At 48.6% G+C, this 17,533-nt stretch carries 19 protein-coding genes and 2 pseudogenes; 19 read left to right on the top strand and 2 right to left on the bottom strand.

Annotated elements, in window-relative coordinates; genetic code table 11:
* The first annotated feature begins 6 nt into the window (after positions 1-6).
* Positions 7-246, top strand: coding sequence for a DinI-like family protein (locus GKC68_RS09160; protein WP_013026169.1), 240 nt, complete (start codon positions 7-9; stop codon positions 244-246).
* A 38-nt stretch (positions 247-284) separates the two neighbouring features.
* Here the strand turns inward: GKC68_RS09160 and GKC68_RS09155 are convergent, their stop codons facing one another.
* A complete protein-coding gene (locus tag GKC68_RS09155) occupies positions 285-551 on the bottom strand; it encodes a hypothetical protein (protein WP_013026170.1) in 267 nt (88 codons plus the stop codon).
* Positions 552-836: 285 nt separating this feature from the next.
* On the opposite strand from GKC68_RS09155, the gene GKC68_RS09150 reads away from it, so the two are divergent.
* From GKC68_RS09150 to GKC68_RS09135, 4 genes and pseudogenes are all read left to right on the top strand, one after another.
* Positions 837-1,037: a hypothetical protein gene (locus tag GKC68_RS09150; protein ID WP_047715017.1), complete on the top strand. Its 201-nt coding sequence runs from the start codon at positions 837-839 to the stop codon at positions 1,035-1,037.
* 428 nt (positions 1,038-1,465) lie between these two features.
* Positions 1,466-3,571: a sulfatase-like hydrolase/transferase gene (locus GKC68_RS09145; protein ID WP_058707402.1), complete on the top strand. Its 2,106-nt coding sequence runs from the start codon at positions 1,466-1,468 to the stop codon at positions 3,569-3,571.
* A gap of 300 nt (positions 3,572-3,871) precedes the next feature.
* Positions 3,872-3,949, top strand: a pseudogene (locus GKC68_RS09140) (hypothetical protein); the annotation flags it as partial.
* A 57-nt stretch (positions 3,950-4,006) separates the two neighbouring features.
* Positions 4,007-4,408 (top strand): annotated as a pseudogene (locus GKC68_RS09135) (integrase core domain-containing protein); the annotation flags it as partial.
* A gap of 504 nt (positions 4,409-4,912) precedes the next feature.
* On the opposite strand, the gene fliE reads toward GKC68_RS09135, so the two are convergent.
* A complete protein-coding gene (gene fliE, locus GKC68_RS09130) occupies positions 4,913-5,224 on the bottom strand; it encodes a flagellar hook-basal body complex protein FliE (RefSeq protein ID WP_028722752.1) in 312 nt (103 codons plus the stop codon).
* 234 nt (positions 5,225-5,458) lie between these two features.
* Here fliE and fliF point away from each other — a divergent pair, with 234 nt between their 5' ends.
* The 14 genes from fliF to rcsA all read left to right on the top strand — a co-directional run bounded on the left by fliF (position 5,459) and on the right by rcsA (position 17,463).
* The gene (gene fliF / locus GKC68_RS09125; protein ID WP_047714083.1) at positions 5,459-7,177 is read left to right on the top strand and encodes a flagellar basal-body MS-ring/collar protein FliF; all 1,719 of its coding nucleotides are present in this window, start codon (positions 5,459-5,461) and stop codon (positions 7,175-7,177) included.
* On the top strand, positions 7,174-8,166 hold the full coding sequence (gene fliG, locus GKC68_RS09120; protein WP_013026175.1) for a flagellar motor switch protein FliG: 993 nt from the start codon (positions 7,174-7,176) through the stop codon (positions 8,164-8,166). The genes fliF and fliG overlap by 4 nt, the downstream gene beginning before the upstream one ends.
* Positions 8,159-8,857 carry a flagellar assembly protein FliH gene (fliH, locus tag GKC68_RS09115; RefSeq protein ID WP_028722750.1) on the top strand — a complete coding sequence of 233 codons (699 nt, stop codon included), beginning with the start codon at positions 8,159-8,161 and terminating at the stop codon, positions 8,855-8,857. The genes fliG and fliH overlap by 8 nt, the downstream gene beginning before the upstream one ends.
* A complete protein-coding gene (fliI, locus tag GKC68_RS09110; RefSeq protein ID WP_014593947.1) occupies positions 8,857-10,218 on the top strand; it encodes a flagellar protein export ATPase FliI in 1,362 nt (453 codons plus the stop codon). Before fliH ends, fliI begins: the two co-directional genes overlap by 1 nt.
* A gap of 28 nt (positions 10,219-10,246) precedes the next feature.
* Positions 10,247-10,690 carry a flagellar export protein FliJ gene (gene fliJ, locus GKC68_RS09105; RefSeq protein WP_013026178.1) on the top strand — a complete coding sequence of 148 codons (444 nt, stop codon included), beginning with the start codon at positions 10,247-10,249 and terminating at the stop codon, positions 10,688-10,690.
* On the top strand, positions 10,687-11,955 hold the full coding sequence (locus GKC68_RS09100; RefSeq protein ID WP_047714082.1) for a flagellar hook-length control protein FliK: 1,269 nt from the start codon (positions 10,687-10,689) through the stop codon (positions 11,953-11,955). Before fliJ ends, GKC68_RS09100 begins: the two co-directional genes overlap by 4 nt.
* A 129-nt stretch (positions 11,956-12,084) precedes the next feature.
* On the top strand, positions 12,085-12,570 hold the full coding sequence (gene fliL / locus GKC68_RS09095) for a flagellar basal body-associated protein FliL (protein WP_013026180.1): 486 nt from the start codon (positions 12,085-12,087) through the stop codon (positions 12,568-12,570).
* A gap of 4 nt (positions 12,571-12,574) precedes the next feature.
* Positions 12,575-13,582 (top strand): flagellar motor switch protein FliM, encoded by a 1,008-nt coding sequence (gene fliM / locus GKC68_RS09090; RefSeq protein ID WP_013026181.1) that lies wholly within the window; start codon positions 12,575-12,577, stop codon positions 13,580-13,582.
* On the top strand, positions 13,575-13,988 hold the full coding sequence (fliN, locus tag GKC68_RS09085; RefSeq protein ID WP_047714081.1) for a flagellar motor switch protein FliN: 414 nt from the start codon (positions 13,575-13,577) through the stop codon (positions 13,986-13,988). Before fliM ends, fliN begins: the two co-directional genes overlap by 8 nt.
* Before the next feature lies 1 nt (position 13,989).
* The gene (gene fliO / locus GKC68_RS09080) at positions 13,990-14,388 is read left to right on the top strand and encodes a flagellar biosynthetic protein FliO (protein WP_058706870.1); all 399 of its coding nucleotides are present in this window, start codon (positions 13,990-13,992) and stop codon (positions 14,386-14,388) included.
* On the top strand, positions 14,388-15,119 hold the full coding sequence (gene fliP, locus GKC68_RS09075) for a flagellar type III secretion system pore protein FliP (protein WP_033765984.1): 732 nt from the start codon (positions 14,388-14,390) through the stop codon (positions 15,117-15,119). Before fliO ends, fliP begins: the two co-directional genes overlap by 1 nt.
* 25 nt (positions 15,120-15,144) lie before the next feature.
* A complete protein-coding gene (gene fliQ, locus GKC68_RS09070) occupies positions 15,145-15,414 on the top strand; it encodes a flagellar biosynthesis protein FliQ (RefSeq protein ID WP_014605563.1) in 270 nt (89 codons plus the stop codon).
* Positions 15,414-16,199: a flagellar biosynthetic protein FliR gene (fliR, locus tag GKC68_RS09065; RefSeq protein ID WP_028722749.1), complete on the top strand. Its 786-nt coding sequence runs from the start codon at positions 15,414-15,416 to the stop codon at positions 16,197-16,199. Before fliQ ends, fliR begins: the two co-directional genes overlap by 1 nt.
* Before the next feature lie 628 nt (positions 16,200-16,827).
* Positions 16,828-17,463 carry a transcriptional regulator RcsA gene (gene rcsA / locus GKC68_RS09060; RefSeq protein ID WP_058706871.1) on the top strand — a complete coding sequence of 212 codons (636 nt, stop codon included), beginning with the start codon at positions 16,828-16,830 and terminating at the stop codon, positions 17,461-17,463.
* Positions 17,464-17,533: the final 70 nt, after the last annotated feature.

Below are 17,533 nucleotides of genomic sequence, written 5' to 3'. Positions count from 1 at the left end.
GTTAACATGTTTGTAGAGTTAATTTACGATAAACGTAATGTCGCGGGCCTGCCAGGGGCGCGTGAGATGATTTTAGCTGAACTTGAGAAGCGGGTGCATCGCGTGTTTCCTGATATCGAGGTTAAGGTCAAGCCCATGGAGCGGAATGCGATAGAGACCGATCTCAGCAAAAACGAGAAGGCGACAATAGCGCGCCTTGTGGAAGAGATGTTTGATGAAGCAGAATTCTGGCTGGTGGCAGATTAATCCGTTAACCGCCACCGCCTCAGTCAGCAGGAGATCGCTTAACTCTCCTGCTCGCTGTGGTTAATTTCGATTTCGATATCCTGAATGGCCGTCTCCAGATCTTCCAGTAACGTACCCTGTTTGTTCAGCAACGCGTCAATGCGGGCTGCGTTTCCTTCATCTTTGTACTCGCCAGCGTCAAAGGCTAACCAATGTGCAGAAAGCGTCTCAGTGTTCGTCTGAGCATAGTGACGCATTTCTTTCAACTGAGATGCCACGTCACGCAGATAATCTGTTTTGCTTTTGGTTTCGATTGAATCAGTCATGCTGTGTTTCCTTATGGTTGTTTATCCAATGAAAATATCGCCTGGATATTTAAAGATAGAACAATATAGCGACTTTGCATTAGGAATAATCGGAACTCACTAACGTGAGTGACATGAGCCGAAGACGTGAGGATGAGTGAGCACCGTGAAAGCAAAGCGTCAATGTGTAAGCTTAATCGTTATCAGGTAAGGCTGTCTGTTTTGAGCGTGACCCACTGATTGAGGGGAATTGTGACGGTCTGGTTTAGCTGGACTAGACTTAACAGACTCAAAAAGGAGCGAAGCATGCATAAACATCACAGTAACGAACAGCGTAAAAATGAGGGCGATGTCAGCAAAGGTTTACCCGAAGCGGCACCTAATGCAGGCAATGCCTATGAGGAAGACGATCATCCCGCTAAGGATGCACCTAAGGATCACGGGGAAGTCCCAAGAAAAAATGATGACAGTCAGGATGATAAAAAAGATCCTTACAAGGCATCTTAGAACATAACACCCTGCCCTTATCAACGGGGCAGGAATACCTCGTTTTCTATAGCAGTTAGTGTAATTAATGGAGTTTATTCTTATCTTATAACGCAACACAAGCTATTGAATAAAAACCCTTACAAAAATAACTCAATATTGCAACAAAAAACACATATTATACATGGACATAAGAAAATCAACAACAAATATTAAGTATAAAAATTTTGGGACCTAATGACATAAAAAATCAACGAGAGTATTTTGATATATGAAAAAAAATGTAATAATTTGCAGCCCTAATACTTTTGATTTACTTAAGAAACATGACATATTTTTTATTGATTGCATTAATTGTATCAACATTTTTATCTAATAGATTTATAGTTAGCAAAACAATTATCACATGCGCAATATTATTGCTATTTTGTTTCTGGTCTGTGTGCAATATGTTTACAGGTAATGGCATAACAGATGCAGTTTTTTATCATTTATTCAACAGCGCTCATGGGACATCATTTGAAGACTTATACCCGAAGATAGAATTAGCAATACCATTCTTAATTGCATCTTTAATACTTATCAGTGGTTGCTTTCTGTTTAAAAAAAATAAAATAAAAATTATCAACAGTGAAAAGGTAAATTATTTTTTTGTTTTTTCATTGGTTTTAATACTCGCAATGCCTTTTTCAAGAAATATCTCATCTTCAATTTTTTACACTTTACTACCTCAAGGTAATGCAGATCGCGTCTCACTTGAATATAAAAACTTAAACTCTAACATAAATAAAAAATACAACTATGTTTTTATCTATGCTGAAAGCCTTGAAAAAAGTTTTGAAAATCTAAATGGAAAAAATTATCTACCAGAACTATCGAAAATTGCAAACAACTATGCGCAATTCACTAATATAACACAACCGACAAATGGCGGCTTTGGTTGGACCATGGCTGGGATGGTAAATACACAATGCGGCGTGCCATTGGTGATGGCCCAAGGAAACACCGGAGGAAACACGGCTAATTTTTTACCGAAGGCTAACTGTGTAGCTTCATGGCTTAAAAATAATGGTTACCTCACCCACTTTATAAGAGGCAGCAATAAGCAGTTCGCTGGTGCTGATAAATTCTTCTCACAGCATGGATGGAGTCGTCAAGACGATTTAAATTTTTTCATTGAAAATAAAATTGCCAGACCTGAGAAAATAAGTGGATGGGGAGTCCATGATGATGTCTTGTTAGACTACGCATGGGATGAGTTTCTTAACTTATCTAATGCCAGACAACCCTTTATGTTGTCTCTGCTTACTGTTGGGACCCATGCGCCTGATGGTAACACCTTAGCAATATGTGATAATAAAATTGAAAAAGAATCAGAAGTTAAGATGCTATCCGCAGTGCGATGTGCGGATTATCTTATTTCTGACTTTATCAAAAAAATAATTAACAGTGAGCATTTTGATAACACAATTATAGTGTTAGTTTCTGATCACTTGATGATGCGTAATAGCGCCAGCCAACTTCTTGATGCAAACTCAAGCGAACGTAGAAACAACTTCATTGTAATCAAAAAAGGGTTGAATAGTTATAAAACTGATAAACCTGGTTCTTTAATTGATGTTTGGCCAACCGTTCTTGAAATTTCAGGAATAAAAGAAAGTTCACTTGGATTTGGAGTGAGCCTGCTTTCCGAAAATGAAAGCTCTTTTTACAAAAATTTATCAATAGATAATGCTTATGACTATACCAGTTTTTCTTCAAAACTATGGAATTTACCATCATTAAATGAAGGTTTATCTAAATCCGGAGATCGCATTCAGATAGGAACAGAAACTTATTCACTGCCTGTTTTTGCTGAGTTATCAAATGACAAACTGGGTTCGGTTTGGTTTGAAGGTTTTGCAAAAAATGTAATACAATTCACGTCTAAGGGTAAATCAATTTTTTACGCAAATCTGTGTAAAAATATTGGCATTCAAAGTGAAATGATCTGTACATACATTGTTACTCCCGAAAAAATTAAAAAAGTTTTAGTAACGCCAACGGGCTTAAAATCCATTTATGAAAAAGATGCAACGAGCATATTATACAAAGAGCAAATAATAGGTGTTTCTTCAGGACCTTACTTTATTGATAGTGGGATTTCCTCAAGCGCTGGTAAGCGTATGGCTACACCTTTTGGCTTTTCCTTTCTCCAAAAAAAGGACGATGATTTTAACGTAGCTCTAAGCTTTGAAACTTGCCATAATAAATTTTTGGATAAAGATCAAATCAACTCTCTTCTGAAAAAAAATAATGATTTAATTTATACGTCTAACGATTCAATTAATTGTAATGATGATAAAACAAGTAATGAGCTTAGCTCACTATTGGCAGATAATAACTTTAAAAACCTTGCATTCCGACAGCAAATCATTGGAATTATTAGTGAAGGCAAAAGTTTTTCCGTGAAAGGATTGCCTGATATGCCACTTGATACATTCATCGATTTTGATAAAAAAGAGATTTATCCTGTATGTGAAGCCTTCCTTGACTGCCCTGATTACAGTAGTTAAAAGTGTAAAAGGTACAACACTTGTGTTGTACCTTTTAAAACTAATACATCCTTGTCATTTTTGTTCTTACAATTTAAATAAAAGCATCGCACATGCTTTACATTAAAGAACGTATCCTGATCACCCCCTACTTTTTTAACTTTCTACAACAAACATAAAATTCAACGCGTTTATTTTTATGAACAGAATAGTCGTATAATTATCTCTGCAATCCGAACAATTTGTAAGTATCCCGGCAAACCGGAACATTCACATCCAGAAACCTTCCGGCATACTGACTATGTCCCGGAGGAGTTCGCCATGCGTAAAGCACGATTAACCGAACAGCAGATTATCGCCATTCTGGAGTCCATCAAAGCCGGACGCACCGTTAAGGATGTCTGCAGCGAGGCCATGATCTCTGAGGCCTGGTACTACAACTTGAAAGCGAAGTTCGGAAGGCGCTTCAGGACCTTCAACGTGGTGGATGATTGCAATCGCGAATGACTGGCGACCGAAATTGTCCTGAATACTCCGGCTCAGCGGGTCGTGAGACTGCTGGAGAGGGTCGTGGTAAATCGTGGCTATCCGCTGAAGATGCAAATAGACAACGGGCCGGAACGGGTCTGAGTGGTGCTGGCTCAATGGGCTGCAGAGCATGGTATGATGCTGAAATTTAATGAGCAGGCAAACTAGTGACGAATGCCTTTATCGAACAGTTTAACCGGACGTACCGGGCAAAAATACTGGATTTTTATCTGTTCAGGACGCTAAATGAAGCACGGGAAATCAGAGCACTGGCTAGCTGAATATTACAGCGAGCGACCTTATGAATCCCTGAATAATCTGACACAGTAAGCGTACCCGCTGATCGCTGAAACCCGAAAATCTCAAAAGTGCGAAGAACGAAAAAAATGTTCTTACAGCATGATGCCATAGAAGACTCATTTTACAGAAAATTGTGCCAGGGGTAATTAGATTAAGCTTGTTACATTTCAAGGGAGAATTAACAAATGTAGAATTGAAGCCAATATAGGTTGATAACAGTTATAATTATTAAGTCTCAATCAGCAGGTTTTCTATAACAGAAGTTATAAAAACGTTATTCAGTCTATGGATATATGTTTACTCATGCATGCTATATGCCTGTCATTACTGATGGCGATTAACTATTCGGTGTTAACATGAGTAAGCACAGTCTAAATCAGATTGTCTTGCACTCGGCTGGCTCTAAGCCACAAAAAAATTTTTTATACTTCAAACCAGCTTCTTTTTTTTGGTGAAAATGAACGATCTCGATCTACCGCCCTTCTTTGTCAGGTGGCTTCTCAATCATTCATTTTGTTTAAATAAGTTGGCCTTCTACACCTGCATATTCATGATGTCGGTATAAGCCGAAACCAGCTTGTTCCTGACCTGAATCCCCATCTGCATTGAGATAGACGATTTTTGCAGATCGACCATCACATCATTCAGCGCGATCCCGGGCTTACCCATTTCGAAATCCTGCGCCTGGGCGCGTGCAGAGGTCTGCGTTTCGCTGATTTTATCCAGCGCGGCCTTCATGGTCGCACCGAAGTCGATGTGGCTGGTGACGTCGTTGCTCTTGTTGTTGGCCTGGAGCGACGTCATCTGTAACTGCTGTAAAACACCCTCGATTGCCTGCACTGACATGGCTGTTACCTCACTGAAAAGAGATGAAGATTTTTGATGTGCGGAGAAGTTAGCACATTGTCAATAAGACAAAGCCCCTAAATGGCGCTAAAAACCGTGGCTTATTCACCCATCGAATTTTGCGTTTCATCAAATAATGCCAGGCATTGAAGTGGAAATTTTATTTATGCAGGTCAGGGAGTCTGTTTTGCCATCACAACTAACCCGGTCAATTACGTCAGGCAGGAATCGGTCATGAATGCGAGTGCAGCCGCCACACAAGATCAAGACAAGAAAGGCTTCGGTGACCTTCTCGCTCGCCTGCGTGCTAATCCACGCATACCGTTAATCGTCGCCGCCGCCGCTGCTATTGCAGTGGTGTTTGCATTGGTCCTCTGGGCCAAGACACCTAACTACAGCGTGCTGTTCAGTAATCTCTCTAACGAGGATGGCGGCGCCATTGTCACGCAGTTGACGCAGATGAATGTACCTTATCGTTTTGCCGATAACGGTGGCGCATTGATGGTTCCTGAGGACAAGGTGCATGAGCTGCGTCTGCGTCTGGCTCAACAAGGCCTGCCTAAGGGTGGCAATGTCGGCTTTGAGCTGCTGGATAAAGAGAAATTCGGTATCAGCCAGTTCAGTGAGCAGGTTAACTACCAGCGCGCACTCGAAGGCGAGCTGGCCCGTACCATCGAATCACTGGGGCCGGTAAAGAGCGCGCGCGTGCATCTGGCCATGCCAAAACCGACGCTGTTCGTGCGTGAGCAAAAAGCCCCTTCTGCTTCAGTGACCTTAACATTGCAACCGGGTCGCGCCCTGGACGAAGGTCAGATTCAGGCGATTACCCACATGGTTTCCAGCAGCGTGGCGGGTTTACCACCGGGCAACGTCACCGTCGTCGATCAAAGCGGTCATCTGTTGACGCGTTCTGATGCCGTGGGTCGTGACCTCAATGACGCACAACTTAAGTATGCAGCCGAAGTGGAAGCCCGTTATCAGCAACGCATTGAAGCTATCCTGAATCCGATTCTGGGCCAGGGCAATGTGCATGCACAGGTTACCGCGCAGATTAACTTTGATACCCGCGAGCAGACAGACGAGAAGTATCAGCCAAATGGCGATCCCAAAAATGCGTCGATCCGCTCACAGCAGACCAGCACCAGCGAGCAGTCTGGCAGCCCTTATCCTGGCGGCGTGCCTGGCGCGCTGTCTAATCAGCCAGCGCCAGCGAATACTGCGCCGGTGAATACGCCGAATACCAATGCGGCCAATGGTCAGAATGCAAACGGACAGAATAACGCGGCAAATGGTCAGCGCACCAGCACGGCCTCGACCAGCAGCGTGCCAACTAACTCTCGCCGCGATGATACGGTGAACTATGAGCTGGATCGCACCATTCGCCACACCAAGATGAATGTGGGTGATGTACAGCGTCTGTCTGTAGCCGTAGTGGTGAACTACCGCGAAGACGATAAAGGCAAAGCGATTGCCCTTAATGAGCAACAGCTAAAACAGATTGAAGACCTGACGCGTGAAGCGATGGGCTATTCGCAGACACGCGGTGACAGCGTCAACGTGGTGAATTCACAGTTCAATACGACCGAGCCGACGTCCACTGAACTGCCCTTCTGGCAACAGCAGTCGTTCTTTGATCAGCTGATGAGTGCGGGTAAATGGCTGTTGGTGGCACTGGTGGCGTTCATCCTGTATCGCAAAATGGTACGTCCGCATGTACTGCGTAAGAAAGCCGCAGAGCAGGCCGCCGCAGAAGCACAGGCTGCACGTGCTGCTCAGCAAAGCGATCAGGAAGCGTACAGCGTTCAGCTCAGCAAAGATGAGCTGGAGCAAGAACGTAAATCTAATAACCGCATGAGCGCTGAAGTCATGAGCCAGCGTATCCGCGACATGTCTGAAAACGATCCGCGCGTCGTGGCGCTGGTTATTCGTGAATGGATGGGTAACGAACTATGAGTCTGACCGGTACTGAAAAAAGCGCCATTCTGATGATGACCATTGGCGAAGAACGCGCGGCGGAAGTGTTTAAGCATCTGAACCAACGTGAGGTTCAGCATCTGAGCTCGGCAATGGCCAGCATGCGTCAGGTATCTCATAAGCAGCTGACTGAAGTGTTGCGTGAGTTCGAAGCCGATGCCGAGCAGTTCGCGGCGCTGAGCCTGAACTCCAACGATTACCTGCGTTCGGTGTTGACGCGGGCCCTGGGTGAAGAACGTGCTTCAAGCCTGCTGGAAGATATCCTTGAAACCCGTGATACCACCAGCGGGATGGAAACGCTCAACTTCATGGAGCCGCAGGCGGCTGCCGACCTTATTCGCGACGAGCATCCCCAGATTATCGCGACCATTCTGGTACACCTCAAACGGGGTCAGGCTGCAGATATCCTGGCGCTGTTTGATGAACGCCTGCGTCATGACGTTATGCTGCGTATTGCGACCTTTGGTGGCGTACAGCCTGCCGCACTGGCAGAACTGACCGAAGTGCTGAACAGCCTGCTCGACGGCACCAACCTCAAGCGCGCGAAGATGGGCGGCGTAAGAACGGCGGCAGAAATCATCAACCTGATGAAAACGCAGCAGGAAGAAGCGGTCATCGAAGCGGTACGCGACTTCGACGGCGAGCTGGCACAGAAAATCATCGACGAGATGTTCCTGTTCGAAAACCTGGTGGAAGTGGACGATCGCAGTATCCAGCGTCTGTTGCAGGAAGTGGAGTCCGAGCAGTTACTGATCGCCCTGAAAGGTGCAGAGCAGCCATTGCGCGAGAAGTTCCTCAAAAACATGTCGGCACGTGCAGCAGATATTCTGCGCGACGATCTTGCCAACCGTGGCCCGGTGCGTATGTCTGCGGTCGAGAACGAACAGAAAGCGATCCTGCTGGTGGTTCGTCGCCTGGCAGAGTCCGGCGAGATGGTAATCGGTGGTGGCGAGGAAACCTATGTCTGATGCATTTTCTGCCCGTCCATGGCAGTTGTGGCAGCCGGTTGAGCTGGGGCGTCCTGAAGAGCCCGTTGTCATGTCAGCAGAGCCAGCCGAGGTTGACATCTTTGAATCTGAAGAAGATGAGCAACAGCAGCAGTTTGAACAAATGCAGCAGCAGTTGCGTAAAGAGGCGCACGGGCAAGGCTATAGCGAAGGTCATCTACAGGGGTTTGCTGAAGGCCAGAAGGCCGGTTACGACGCGGGCTTTCAACAAGGTCTGGCTGATGCACAGCAGCAGCAGGCGCCGTTACAGGCACGCATGCAGCAGCTGGTCACCGAATTCCAGAACACGCTGGAATCCCTGGACAGCGTGATCGCCGCCCGTCTGATGCAGCTGGCGCTGGAAGCCGCACGCTCAGTCATTGGGCAGGCAACCACGGTGGATGGCAGCGCCCTGCTTCGGCAGATCCAGGGGCTGCTTCAGCAGGAGCCGATGTTTAGCGGAAAACCTCAACTGCGCGTTCATCCGGACGATCTGCTGAGAATCGAACAAACCTTAGGACCGACGCTTGACCTTCACGGCTGGCGTTTACTGGCGGATAACACGTTGCACCCCGGCGGCTGCAAGCTCAGCGCCGAAGATGGCGATCTCGACGCCAGCGTCGCCACTCGCTGGCAGGAACTGTGTCGCCTGGCGGCGCCGGGAGAATTTTAATGACCACACGTCTGAACCGCTGGCTTGGCTCGCTTGATGCCTTTGAGAGTCGTATTTCTCAGGTACAACCGATTCGTCGTTATGGGCGTTTGACCCGTGCCACCGGCCTGGTACTGGAGGCGACCGGCCTGCAGCTGCCCCTGGGTTCAACCTGTGTGATTGAACGCAACGACGGTAAGAGCATCAGCGAAATCGAAAGTGAGGTCGTCGGTTTCAACGGTCAGAAACTGCTGATGATGCCGCTGGAAGAAGTGGACGGCATTCTGCCGGGGGCGCGCGTTTATGCACGCGCTACCGGTGAAAACCCGCAGGCCGGAAAGCAGCTTTTACTCGGACCGCAACTGCTGGGCCGTGTCCTTGACGGCAGCGGACGGCCGCTTGATGGTTTACCGTCACCGGAAACGGGCTACCGTGCGGCGCTAAATACTCCGCCGTTTAACCCCTTACAGCGCACGCCCATCACTGATGTTCTGGATACGGGCGTTCGGGCTATTAACGCCCTGCTCACCGTTGGCCGGGGTCAACGTATGGGCCTGTTTGCCGGTTCAGGCGTCGGTAAAAGCGTGCTGCTCGGCATGATGGCGCGTTACACCCAGGCCGACGTGATCGTTGTCGGGTTAATCGGTGAGCGTGGTCGTGAAGTTAAAGACTTTATTGAAAACATTTTAGGCGCGGAAGGCCGCGCCCGTTCCGTGGTGATTGCGGCGCCTGCCGATGTTTCGCCGCTGTTGCGTCTACAGGGGGCAGCCTATGCCACACGTATTGCAGAAGACTTCCGCGATCGCGGTAAGCACGTCCTGTTAATCATGGACTCCCTGACGCGTTACGCCATGGCCCAACGTGAGATTGCCCTGGCAATCGGTGAGCCACCGGCCACTAAAGGTTATCCACCGTCTGTTTTCGCTAAGCTCCCGGCCCTGGTTGAGCGCGCTGGTAACGGTATCGATGGCGGCGGCTCCATTACGGCTTTTTATACCGTTCTGACCGAAGGCGACGACCAGCAGGATCCGATTGCAGACTCTGCCCGCGCAATCCTCGACGGACACATCGTGTTGTCACGTCGCCTCGCGGAGGCCGGTCACTATCCGGCTATTGATATTGAAGCGTCAATCAGTCGTGCCATGACATCACTGATTGATGAAAACCACTATGCACGCGTACGCCAGTTCAAGCAGTTGCTTTCGAGTTTTCAGCGCAACCGTGACCTGGTCAGCGTCGGCGCCTATGCCGCAGGCAGCGATCCCATGCTGGACAAAGCTATTCAGCTTTACCCGCAGATGGAAGCCTTTCTGCAACAAGGCATTTTTGAACGCAGTGAGTACGACGACGCCTGCCTGCATTTGCACGCCTTGTTTGGCTAGTCAGCGCGTTTGATACGAGGACATCGTAATGAAAACAGCCAATGCTATTGACACGCTTCGCGATTTAGCAGAGCAGGATCTGGAGCGCGCCGCCGTATTGTTGGGCGATATGCGCCGTGGTCAGCAGGCGGCTAACGAGCAGCTCTCCATGTTGCTCGATTACCAGGACGAGTACCGCAATAAGCTGAACAGTGACATGTCCAGCGGAATTGCCAGCAATCGCTGGACCAACTATCACCAGTTTATCCAGACGCTGGAGAAGGCGATTGAGCAACACCGCAGTCAGCTACAGCAATGGAACCAACGGCTGGAACAGGCGCTGGTCAACTGGCGTGAGAAACAGCAGCGCCTGAACGCCTATCAAACTCTGATCACCCGGGCAGAGGAAAATGCATTACGACAAGAAAACCGTCTCGACCAGAAACGGATGGATGAATTTGCCCAACGGGCCGCACTGAGGAAAGGCGAATGATTACGCTGCCAAACACCGCGTTGACGACGAAAGCCATCGGCACTGCTGACACATCAGGCGCAACAGACCTGCTAAGCAGTGGTGAGACGCTGCCACAGGACTTTATCACCGCTCTGGGAAATCAGCTGCTTTCCCTGGCGAAGCTGCACGCTAAAACCCCTGCGGCTACAGATAAAAATGTCACGGCAGAGACCGAGCATAAAACAGCCACCTCGTTGAATGCACTACTCTCTTCGCTGGAAACGCCGACTGCGCTTAGTGCGTTGTTTACACCGGAAAAGATTAAAGCCGGGACAAAATCAGCCGATGATAAAGATGAGCTGACCGCCACCGCGCTTAACAATACCGACATACAAAATATACAGGCGCTCTTTGCCATGCTACCCGCGGCGGGAATGCAGCAGGCGGTAAAAGATAACGCAGCGAACCGTGGCGCGGATTTGCAAGGGGATGCGCCCCGTTCAGCGCTGTCAGCATTGACGCAGGCGGTCACTACGGCACTAACAAGTGATGGCAAAGAGAGCCAAAACACCAAGGTGCAGGACGGCAACCTGGCCAATAAAGCCAGTCTGGTTAGCCAGAGCGTGACCGGTCCAACCGCCGCGACAAGTCATAACACCGCAGTGACGCCTGCGGCTCTGACCACCGACGGCAGTTTTCAGCAGATACTGAGCAGCGTTAGTAAGCAGGACGATCGTCCGTTAGCGGCAGCCAGCGACAACCAGGCCATTCTCAGCGCGCCGGTGAGCAGTACCAGTAGCGTGCTGCAGTCATCTGGCGCCTCAGCGACGATGAACTCACCGTCAACGCCGACGCTGAATGCCCACCTGGGCAGCAACGAATGGCAGCAGGCACTGGGGCAGCAAATTGTGATGTTCAGCCGCAATGGCCAGCAGAATGCAGAGCTGCGATTGCATCCTGAAGACCTGGGGGCGATTCAGATCAGCCTGAAACTGAATAACGATCAGGCACAGTTAAATATGGTTTCCAGCAATAGCCATGTCAGGGCCGCGTTGGAAGCTGCGCTTCCCCAGTTGCGTCATGCCCTGGCGGAAAGCGGAATTAACCTGGGTGAGAGTCAGGTAAGCAGTGAGAGTTTCTCGCAGGGACAGAGCTTCCAGCAGCAACAGGAGGCGCGTCGCGACGGACAGCACGGCAGCTTCTCCCTCACCCAGGACAGTGATAACGACATGACGCCCATTGCCGTACCGCAGTCTCTTCAGGCCCGGTTAACCGGCAAAGGTGCAGTCGACACATTTGCCTGACAGCGACAAACGCTGAAGGTAAGCGTAAAACCCGTGTCTTTTCTTGCCATTGTTTGACTTAAGACACGCGATAATCTGTTCAGGCAAGCCGAGAGGCTTGCCCATAATTCACAGGAAGTTACTGCAAAAATGTCTGATAACGCGAAAGCTAAAGGCCGCAAACGAAAACTCTTAATACCAGTGTTACTGATTGTCGCACTGGCCGCTTGCAGCGTGGCAGGCTATGCAGTCTGGCGAATGATGAATAAACATGAGGGCGATAAGCCGGAGGTCGCGAAAGTTGAACCGCCTCCCGCCCCGGTCTTTTTTGCACTTGATACATTTACGGTTAACCTGGTCAATCCCGACAACGACCCAGACCGCGTACTGTACGTAGGCTTTACGCTACGTCTGCCGGATGAAGAAACGCGTCGTCGGATGAGTGACTACCTGCCTGAGGTTCGCAGTCGTCTGTTACTGCTGCTGTCTCGTCAGAACGCAGCTGCACTGGCGACGGAGCAAGGAAAGCAAGCGCTTGTTGATCAAATCAAACAGGCGCTGGCACCACCACTGGTAAAAGGTCAACCTCCGCAGGTCGTAGACGACGTACTGTTTACTGCCTTCATTTTGAGGTGAATCAATGGGCGACAGTATTCTCTCCCAGGCTGAAATTGACGCGCTACTTAACGGCGACAGCGGCAGCGCGGAAGAAGAAAAGAAACAAAACGGACCTGAGGGCGATATTCGCCCTTATGATCCGAATACCCAGCGTCGCGTGGTGCGCGAGCGTCTGCAGGCGCTGGAAATTATTAACGAGCGTTTTGCCCGTAGTTTCCGTATGGCGCTGTTTAACCTGCTGCGTCGTAGCCCGGATATCAGCGTAGGCGCGATCAAGATTCAGCCTTACCATGAGTTTGCACGTAATCTGCCGGTGCCAACTAACCTGAACCTGATCCATCTGAAGCCCCTGCGCGGTACGGCATTAGTCGTGTTTTCGCCAAGCCTGGTGTTTATTGCGGTCGATAACCTTTTTGGCGGTGATGGCCGCTTTCCAACTAAAGTTGAAGGACGGGAGTTTACCCATACCGAGCAACGTGTCATTCGCCGCATGCTGAAGCTGGCGCTTGACGGATACAGCGATGCGTGGAAAGCCATTTATCCGTTGGATGTGGAGTATGTGCGTTCGGAAATGCAGGTGAAATTCACCAACATCACCACATCACCTAACGATATTGTTGTGAATACGCCTTTCCAGGTTGAAATCGGTAACCTTGTGGGTGAGTTCAACATCTGTATTCCGTTTTCGATGATTGAACCGCTGCGTGAAATGCTGGTGAATCCACCGCTGGAAAACTCGCGGTCAGAAGATACACACTGGCGCGACAATCTGGTGAAGCAGGTTCAGCACTCTGAACTGGAACTGATTGCCCATTTCGCCGAAACGTCGCTGCGCCTGTCGCGCGTTTTACAGCTGAAACCCGGTGATGTCCTGCCGATTGAAAAGCCAGAGCGCATTATTGCCCACGTGGACGGTGTGCCCGTTTTAACCAGTCAGTATGGCACGCTTAATGGCCAGTATGCCCTGCGTGTTGAACATTTGATTAACCCGATTTTGAATTCGCTTAACGAGGAACAGCCCCATGACTGACAGCAAGAAACCGTCCGATGATACTCTCTCTGCGGACGATCTGTGGGCTGAAGCAATGAATGAGCAGGTTGGCTCCGCGACGACTGCCTCACAGAGTGATGACGTTTTTAAAAGCTTTGAAACGAGTAATGCGTCTGGTTCGTTGCAGGATATCGACCTGATTATGGATATCCCGGTGAAGCTCACCGTTGAGCTTGGCCGCACCAAAATGACCATTAAAGAGTTGCTGCGTCTGACGCAGGGCTCCGTGGTGTCCCTGGATGGGCTGGCGGGTGAACCGCTGGACATCCTGATCAACGGTTATTTGATCGCACAGGGTGAAGTCGTCGTGGTCAACGACAAATATGGCGTTCGCATTACCGATATCATCACGCCGTCAGAGCGTATGCGTCGTCTGAGCCGTTAAGATGAATAACCAGAATCATACGCTGCAACCTGCCACACCTCAGGCACCGCCCATTTCGGCAGGTTCAGTATTGACCCAGGTCAGTGGCGTATTGGTCGTTATTATTGTGTTGATTCTGGCATGTGCCTGGCTGGCACGCCGCATGGGTTTTGCCCCTAAGAAAGTGGGCAGCCGTGAGCTGACACTCACGGCCAGTGTGCAGGTCGGCCAGCGCGAACGCGTTGTGATTGTTGATACGCCGGATGCGCGTTTGGTGCTGGGCGTGACAGCGCAACAAATTACTCACCTGCATACGTTGCCGCCAGGTGCACCTGATGAAACCGCACCGGTAAAGGCTGCGCCGCAGGATTTTCGTCAGCTATTACAAAATCTGGTTAAACGTCCCGGAAAAAATCCATGATGCGTCGACTGCTTCCTCTCCTGCCGCTGCTGTTGCTGGCACCGGTTGCCCATGCCCAGTTGCCGGGCCTGGTTAGTCAGCCATTAGCTAACGGTGGTCAAAGCTGGTCACTGCCGGTACAAACGCTGGTCTTTATTACCTCGTTAACATTCCTGCCAGCCATTCTGTTAATGATGACCAGCTTTACCCGCATCATTATTGTTTTTGGCCTGCTACGTAATGCGCTGGGCACGCCTTCCGCGCCGCCTAACCAGGTATTACTTGGCCTGACCTTATTTTTAACGTTTTTTATTATGGCACCGACCTTCGATAAAATTTATCAGGATGCCTACCTGCCGTTTAGCCAGGATAAAATCAGCATGGATGTGGCGATTGATAAAGGCGCACAGCCGCTGCGGGAATTTATGCTGCGGCAAACCCGTGAGGCTGATTTGGCGTTATTTGCCCGCCTGGCAAATACAGCGCCGATTGCAGGTCCGGAAGCCGTACCTATGCGTATTCTGTTACCGGCTTACGTGACCAGCGAATTAAAAACCGCATTCCAGATTGGCTTTACCGTATTTATTCCTTTTTTAATTATCGACCTGGTGGTTGCCAGCGTGTTAATGGCACTCGGGATGATGATGGTCCCCCCGGCAACAATTGCGCTGCCGTTTAAATTAATGTTGTTTGTTCTGGTGGACGGCTGGCAATTGCTGGTTGGCTCGCTGGCACAAAGTTTCTATTCCTGACCTCTCTATTGCACAGGAGAAATTCATGACACCTGAATCGGTAATGGTAATGGGACAGGAAGCCATGCGCGTTGCCCTGCTGCTGGCTGCCCCTATGCTTCTGGCCGCGCTGGTCAGCGGTTTACTGGTGAGTTTGCTGCAGGCAGCGACCCAGATTAACGAACAAACGCTGTCTTTCATTCCAAAAATTATTGCAGTGGCCACCACAGGTATCATTGCCGGCCCCTGGATGCTGAACGTGCTGTTGGATTACATCCGCACCGTCTTTTCTAATCTGCCTTACATCATCGGCTGATGATCACTCTCGACAGTAGCCAACTCGTACACTGGGTCAGTCAGTTTTTCTGGCCACTGGTGCGTATCCTGGCACTGCTTGCTACCGCGCCGGTACTGAGTGAAAAAGCGGTGAGTAAACGGGTGAAGATTGGTCTTGCCGCCATGATCACCTGGATACTCATCCCCAATTTACCCCCGGTGAACGTGACGCTGTTTTCACCAGCCGGCTTTATGCTGCTGATTCAGCAGATGCTGATTGGGATTGCCATTGGTTTTACCATGCAGTTCGCCTTTGCCGCGGTTCGTACCGCCGGTGAACTGATTGGATTGCAGATGGGTCTGTCTTTCGCCACCTTTTTCGATCCCGCCAGTCGACTGAATATGCCCGTACTTGCGCGCTTTCTCGACATGCTGGCGATGCTTTTATTTTTGACTTTCAACGGTCACCTGTGGCTTATTTCCCTGCTGTCGGACAGTTTTCATACGTTGCCTGTCGGCGGCGAGCCTCTTCAGGCAAATGCCTTTATGGCTTTGGTGAAATCTGGCGGCATGATTTTCCTTAATGGCATGATGTTAGCGCTTCCGTTGATCGTTCTGCTACTCACGATAAATATGGTCCTGGGTTTGTTAAACCGTCTTTCACCACAGTTATCAATCTTCGCGATCGGCTTCCCAATTACCTTATCAGTAGGCATTCTGACCATCAGCCTGCTGATGCCTCTCCTTGCCCCCTTCTGCGAGCACCTGTTCGGCGAAATATTCGATCTTCTGGCCCAGTTCCTGACAGAACTGTCCCCTGTCTGAACATTAAGTATCTAACTATTATCCTGAATTGATACTTAAGAAATGCATAACTATCCGCACATTTTTCAAACCACATTTCCCAGAAATCAGCTAAGGATATTCTGATAAACGTGCGGAAAGTCTTAAAATTATTCTTATTAAACCGCGCTTCGCGTATTTTAGTGAGGCGGTTAACCGAGTCGTCAACAAAGTTTTTTTGGTGATAAAATCGGCAATGCATTGAAATTACTGAAGAAAAATTATTATGTGATTTTTCTTGTCAGAAAATGTTTTTTCCGGCATTGTCAACTCGCTAACCGACTTCACACTTTCGTGAAATAAATGTTTTTAAGATTTGTCCTATCAGAAAACTCTGGGTTTTCAGCGATAGTGACAACGCTCCCAAAAAACGGCATTTCGCTCAGTCCGACTTTGTATCGACTTATCGTGTTGATATCAGGTCAGGTGTGAGGTCAGAGCAATACAAATTTTTTGCAGACCGGGTCAGGGAAGAGGACTTTTATGGGCTATTGCCCATTGCCACGCTGCATCAGCAGAATAAAAAAAAGCGCTTTGGAAATCTTCTCGTACCGCAACGCGTAATTCATCGTTGATTTAAACGGATAACAAATTGGTGAGGGTCGCTAACATGCCAACGATTATTATGGATTCCTGCAACTACACACGCCTGGGATTATCAGATTATATGTCTTCTAAGGGAGTTAAGAAGAAAAATATTACTTCTGTGTCTGACATTGAACAATTACAGCAAAGATGCGAGCAGTTCAAACCTGGCGTTGTCTTTATTAACGAAGACTGTTTCATTCATGAAACCGACTCCAGCGAACGCATTCGCAGCGTTATTAACCAGCATCCCGAAACACTGTTTTTTATTTTTATGGCTATTAGTAATATTCATTTCGAAGAATATTTGTATGTTCGGAAAAATTTGATTATTACATCCAAAGCAATTAAGCCTTCGACGCTGGATTCATTGTTAAGTACTTATTTGCAGAAAAAACTCAATTTGTCGCCGCGCATTTCTTCGGGTCTTGATGTCCACCCTCTCACGCTAAGCCAGACAGAGTCAAATATGCTGAAAATGTGGATGTCAGGCCATGATACCATCCAGATATCAGATAAAATGCAAATTAAAGCGAAAACCGTTTCGTCGCATAAAGGCAATATAAAGCGAAAAATTAAAACGCATAATAAGCAAGTGATCTATCATGTGGTGCGTTTAACCGATAACGTGACGTCCGGTATCTATGTCAACGTAAGGTAACCCCCTCCCCTCTAAGAACTGGCCCAAAAGGCCAGTTCTTTTTATGAATTAGCGATCCAGATCTCACTTT

The sequence above is a fragment of the Pantoea sp. RSPAM1 genome, assembly GCF_038816185.1.
GTDB classification, from domain to species: domain Bacteria; phylum Pseudomonadota; class Gammaproteobacteria; order Enterobacterales; family Enterobacteriaceae; genus Pantoea; species Pantoea ananatis.
The sequence above is the reverse complement of the archived record's forward strand: the minus strand, read 5'-3'. Positions and strand labels throughout refer to the sequence as shown.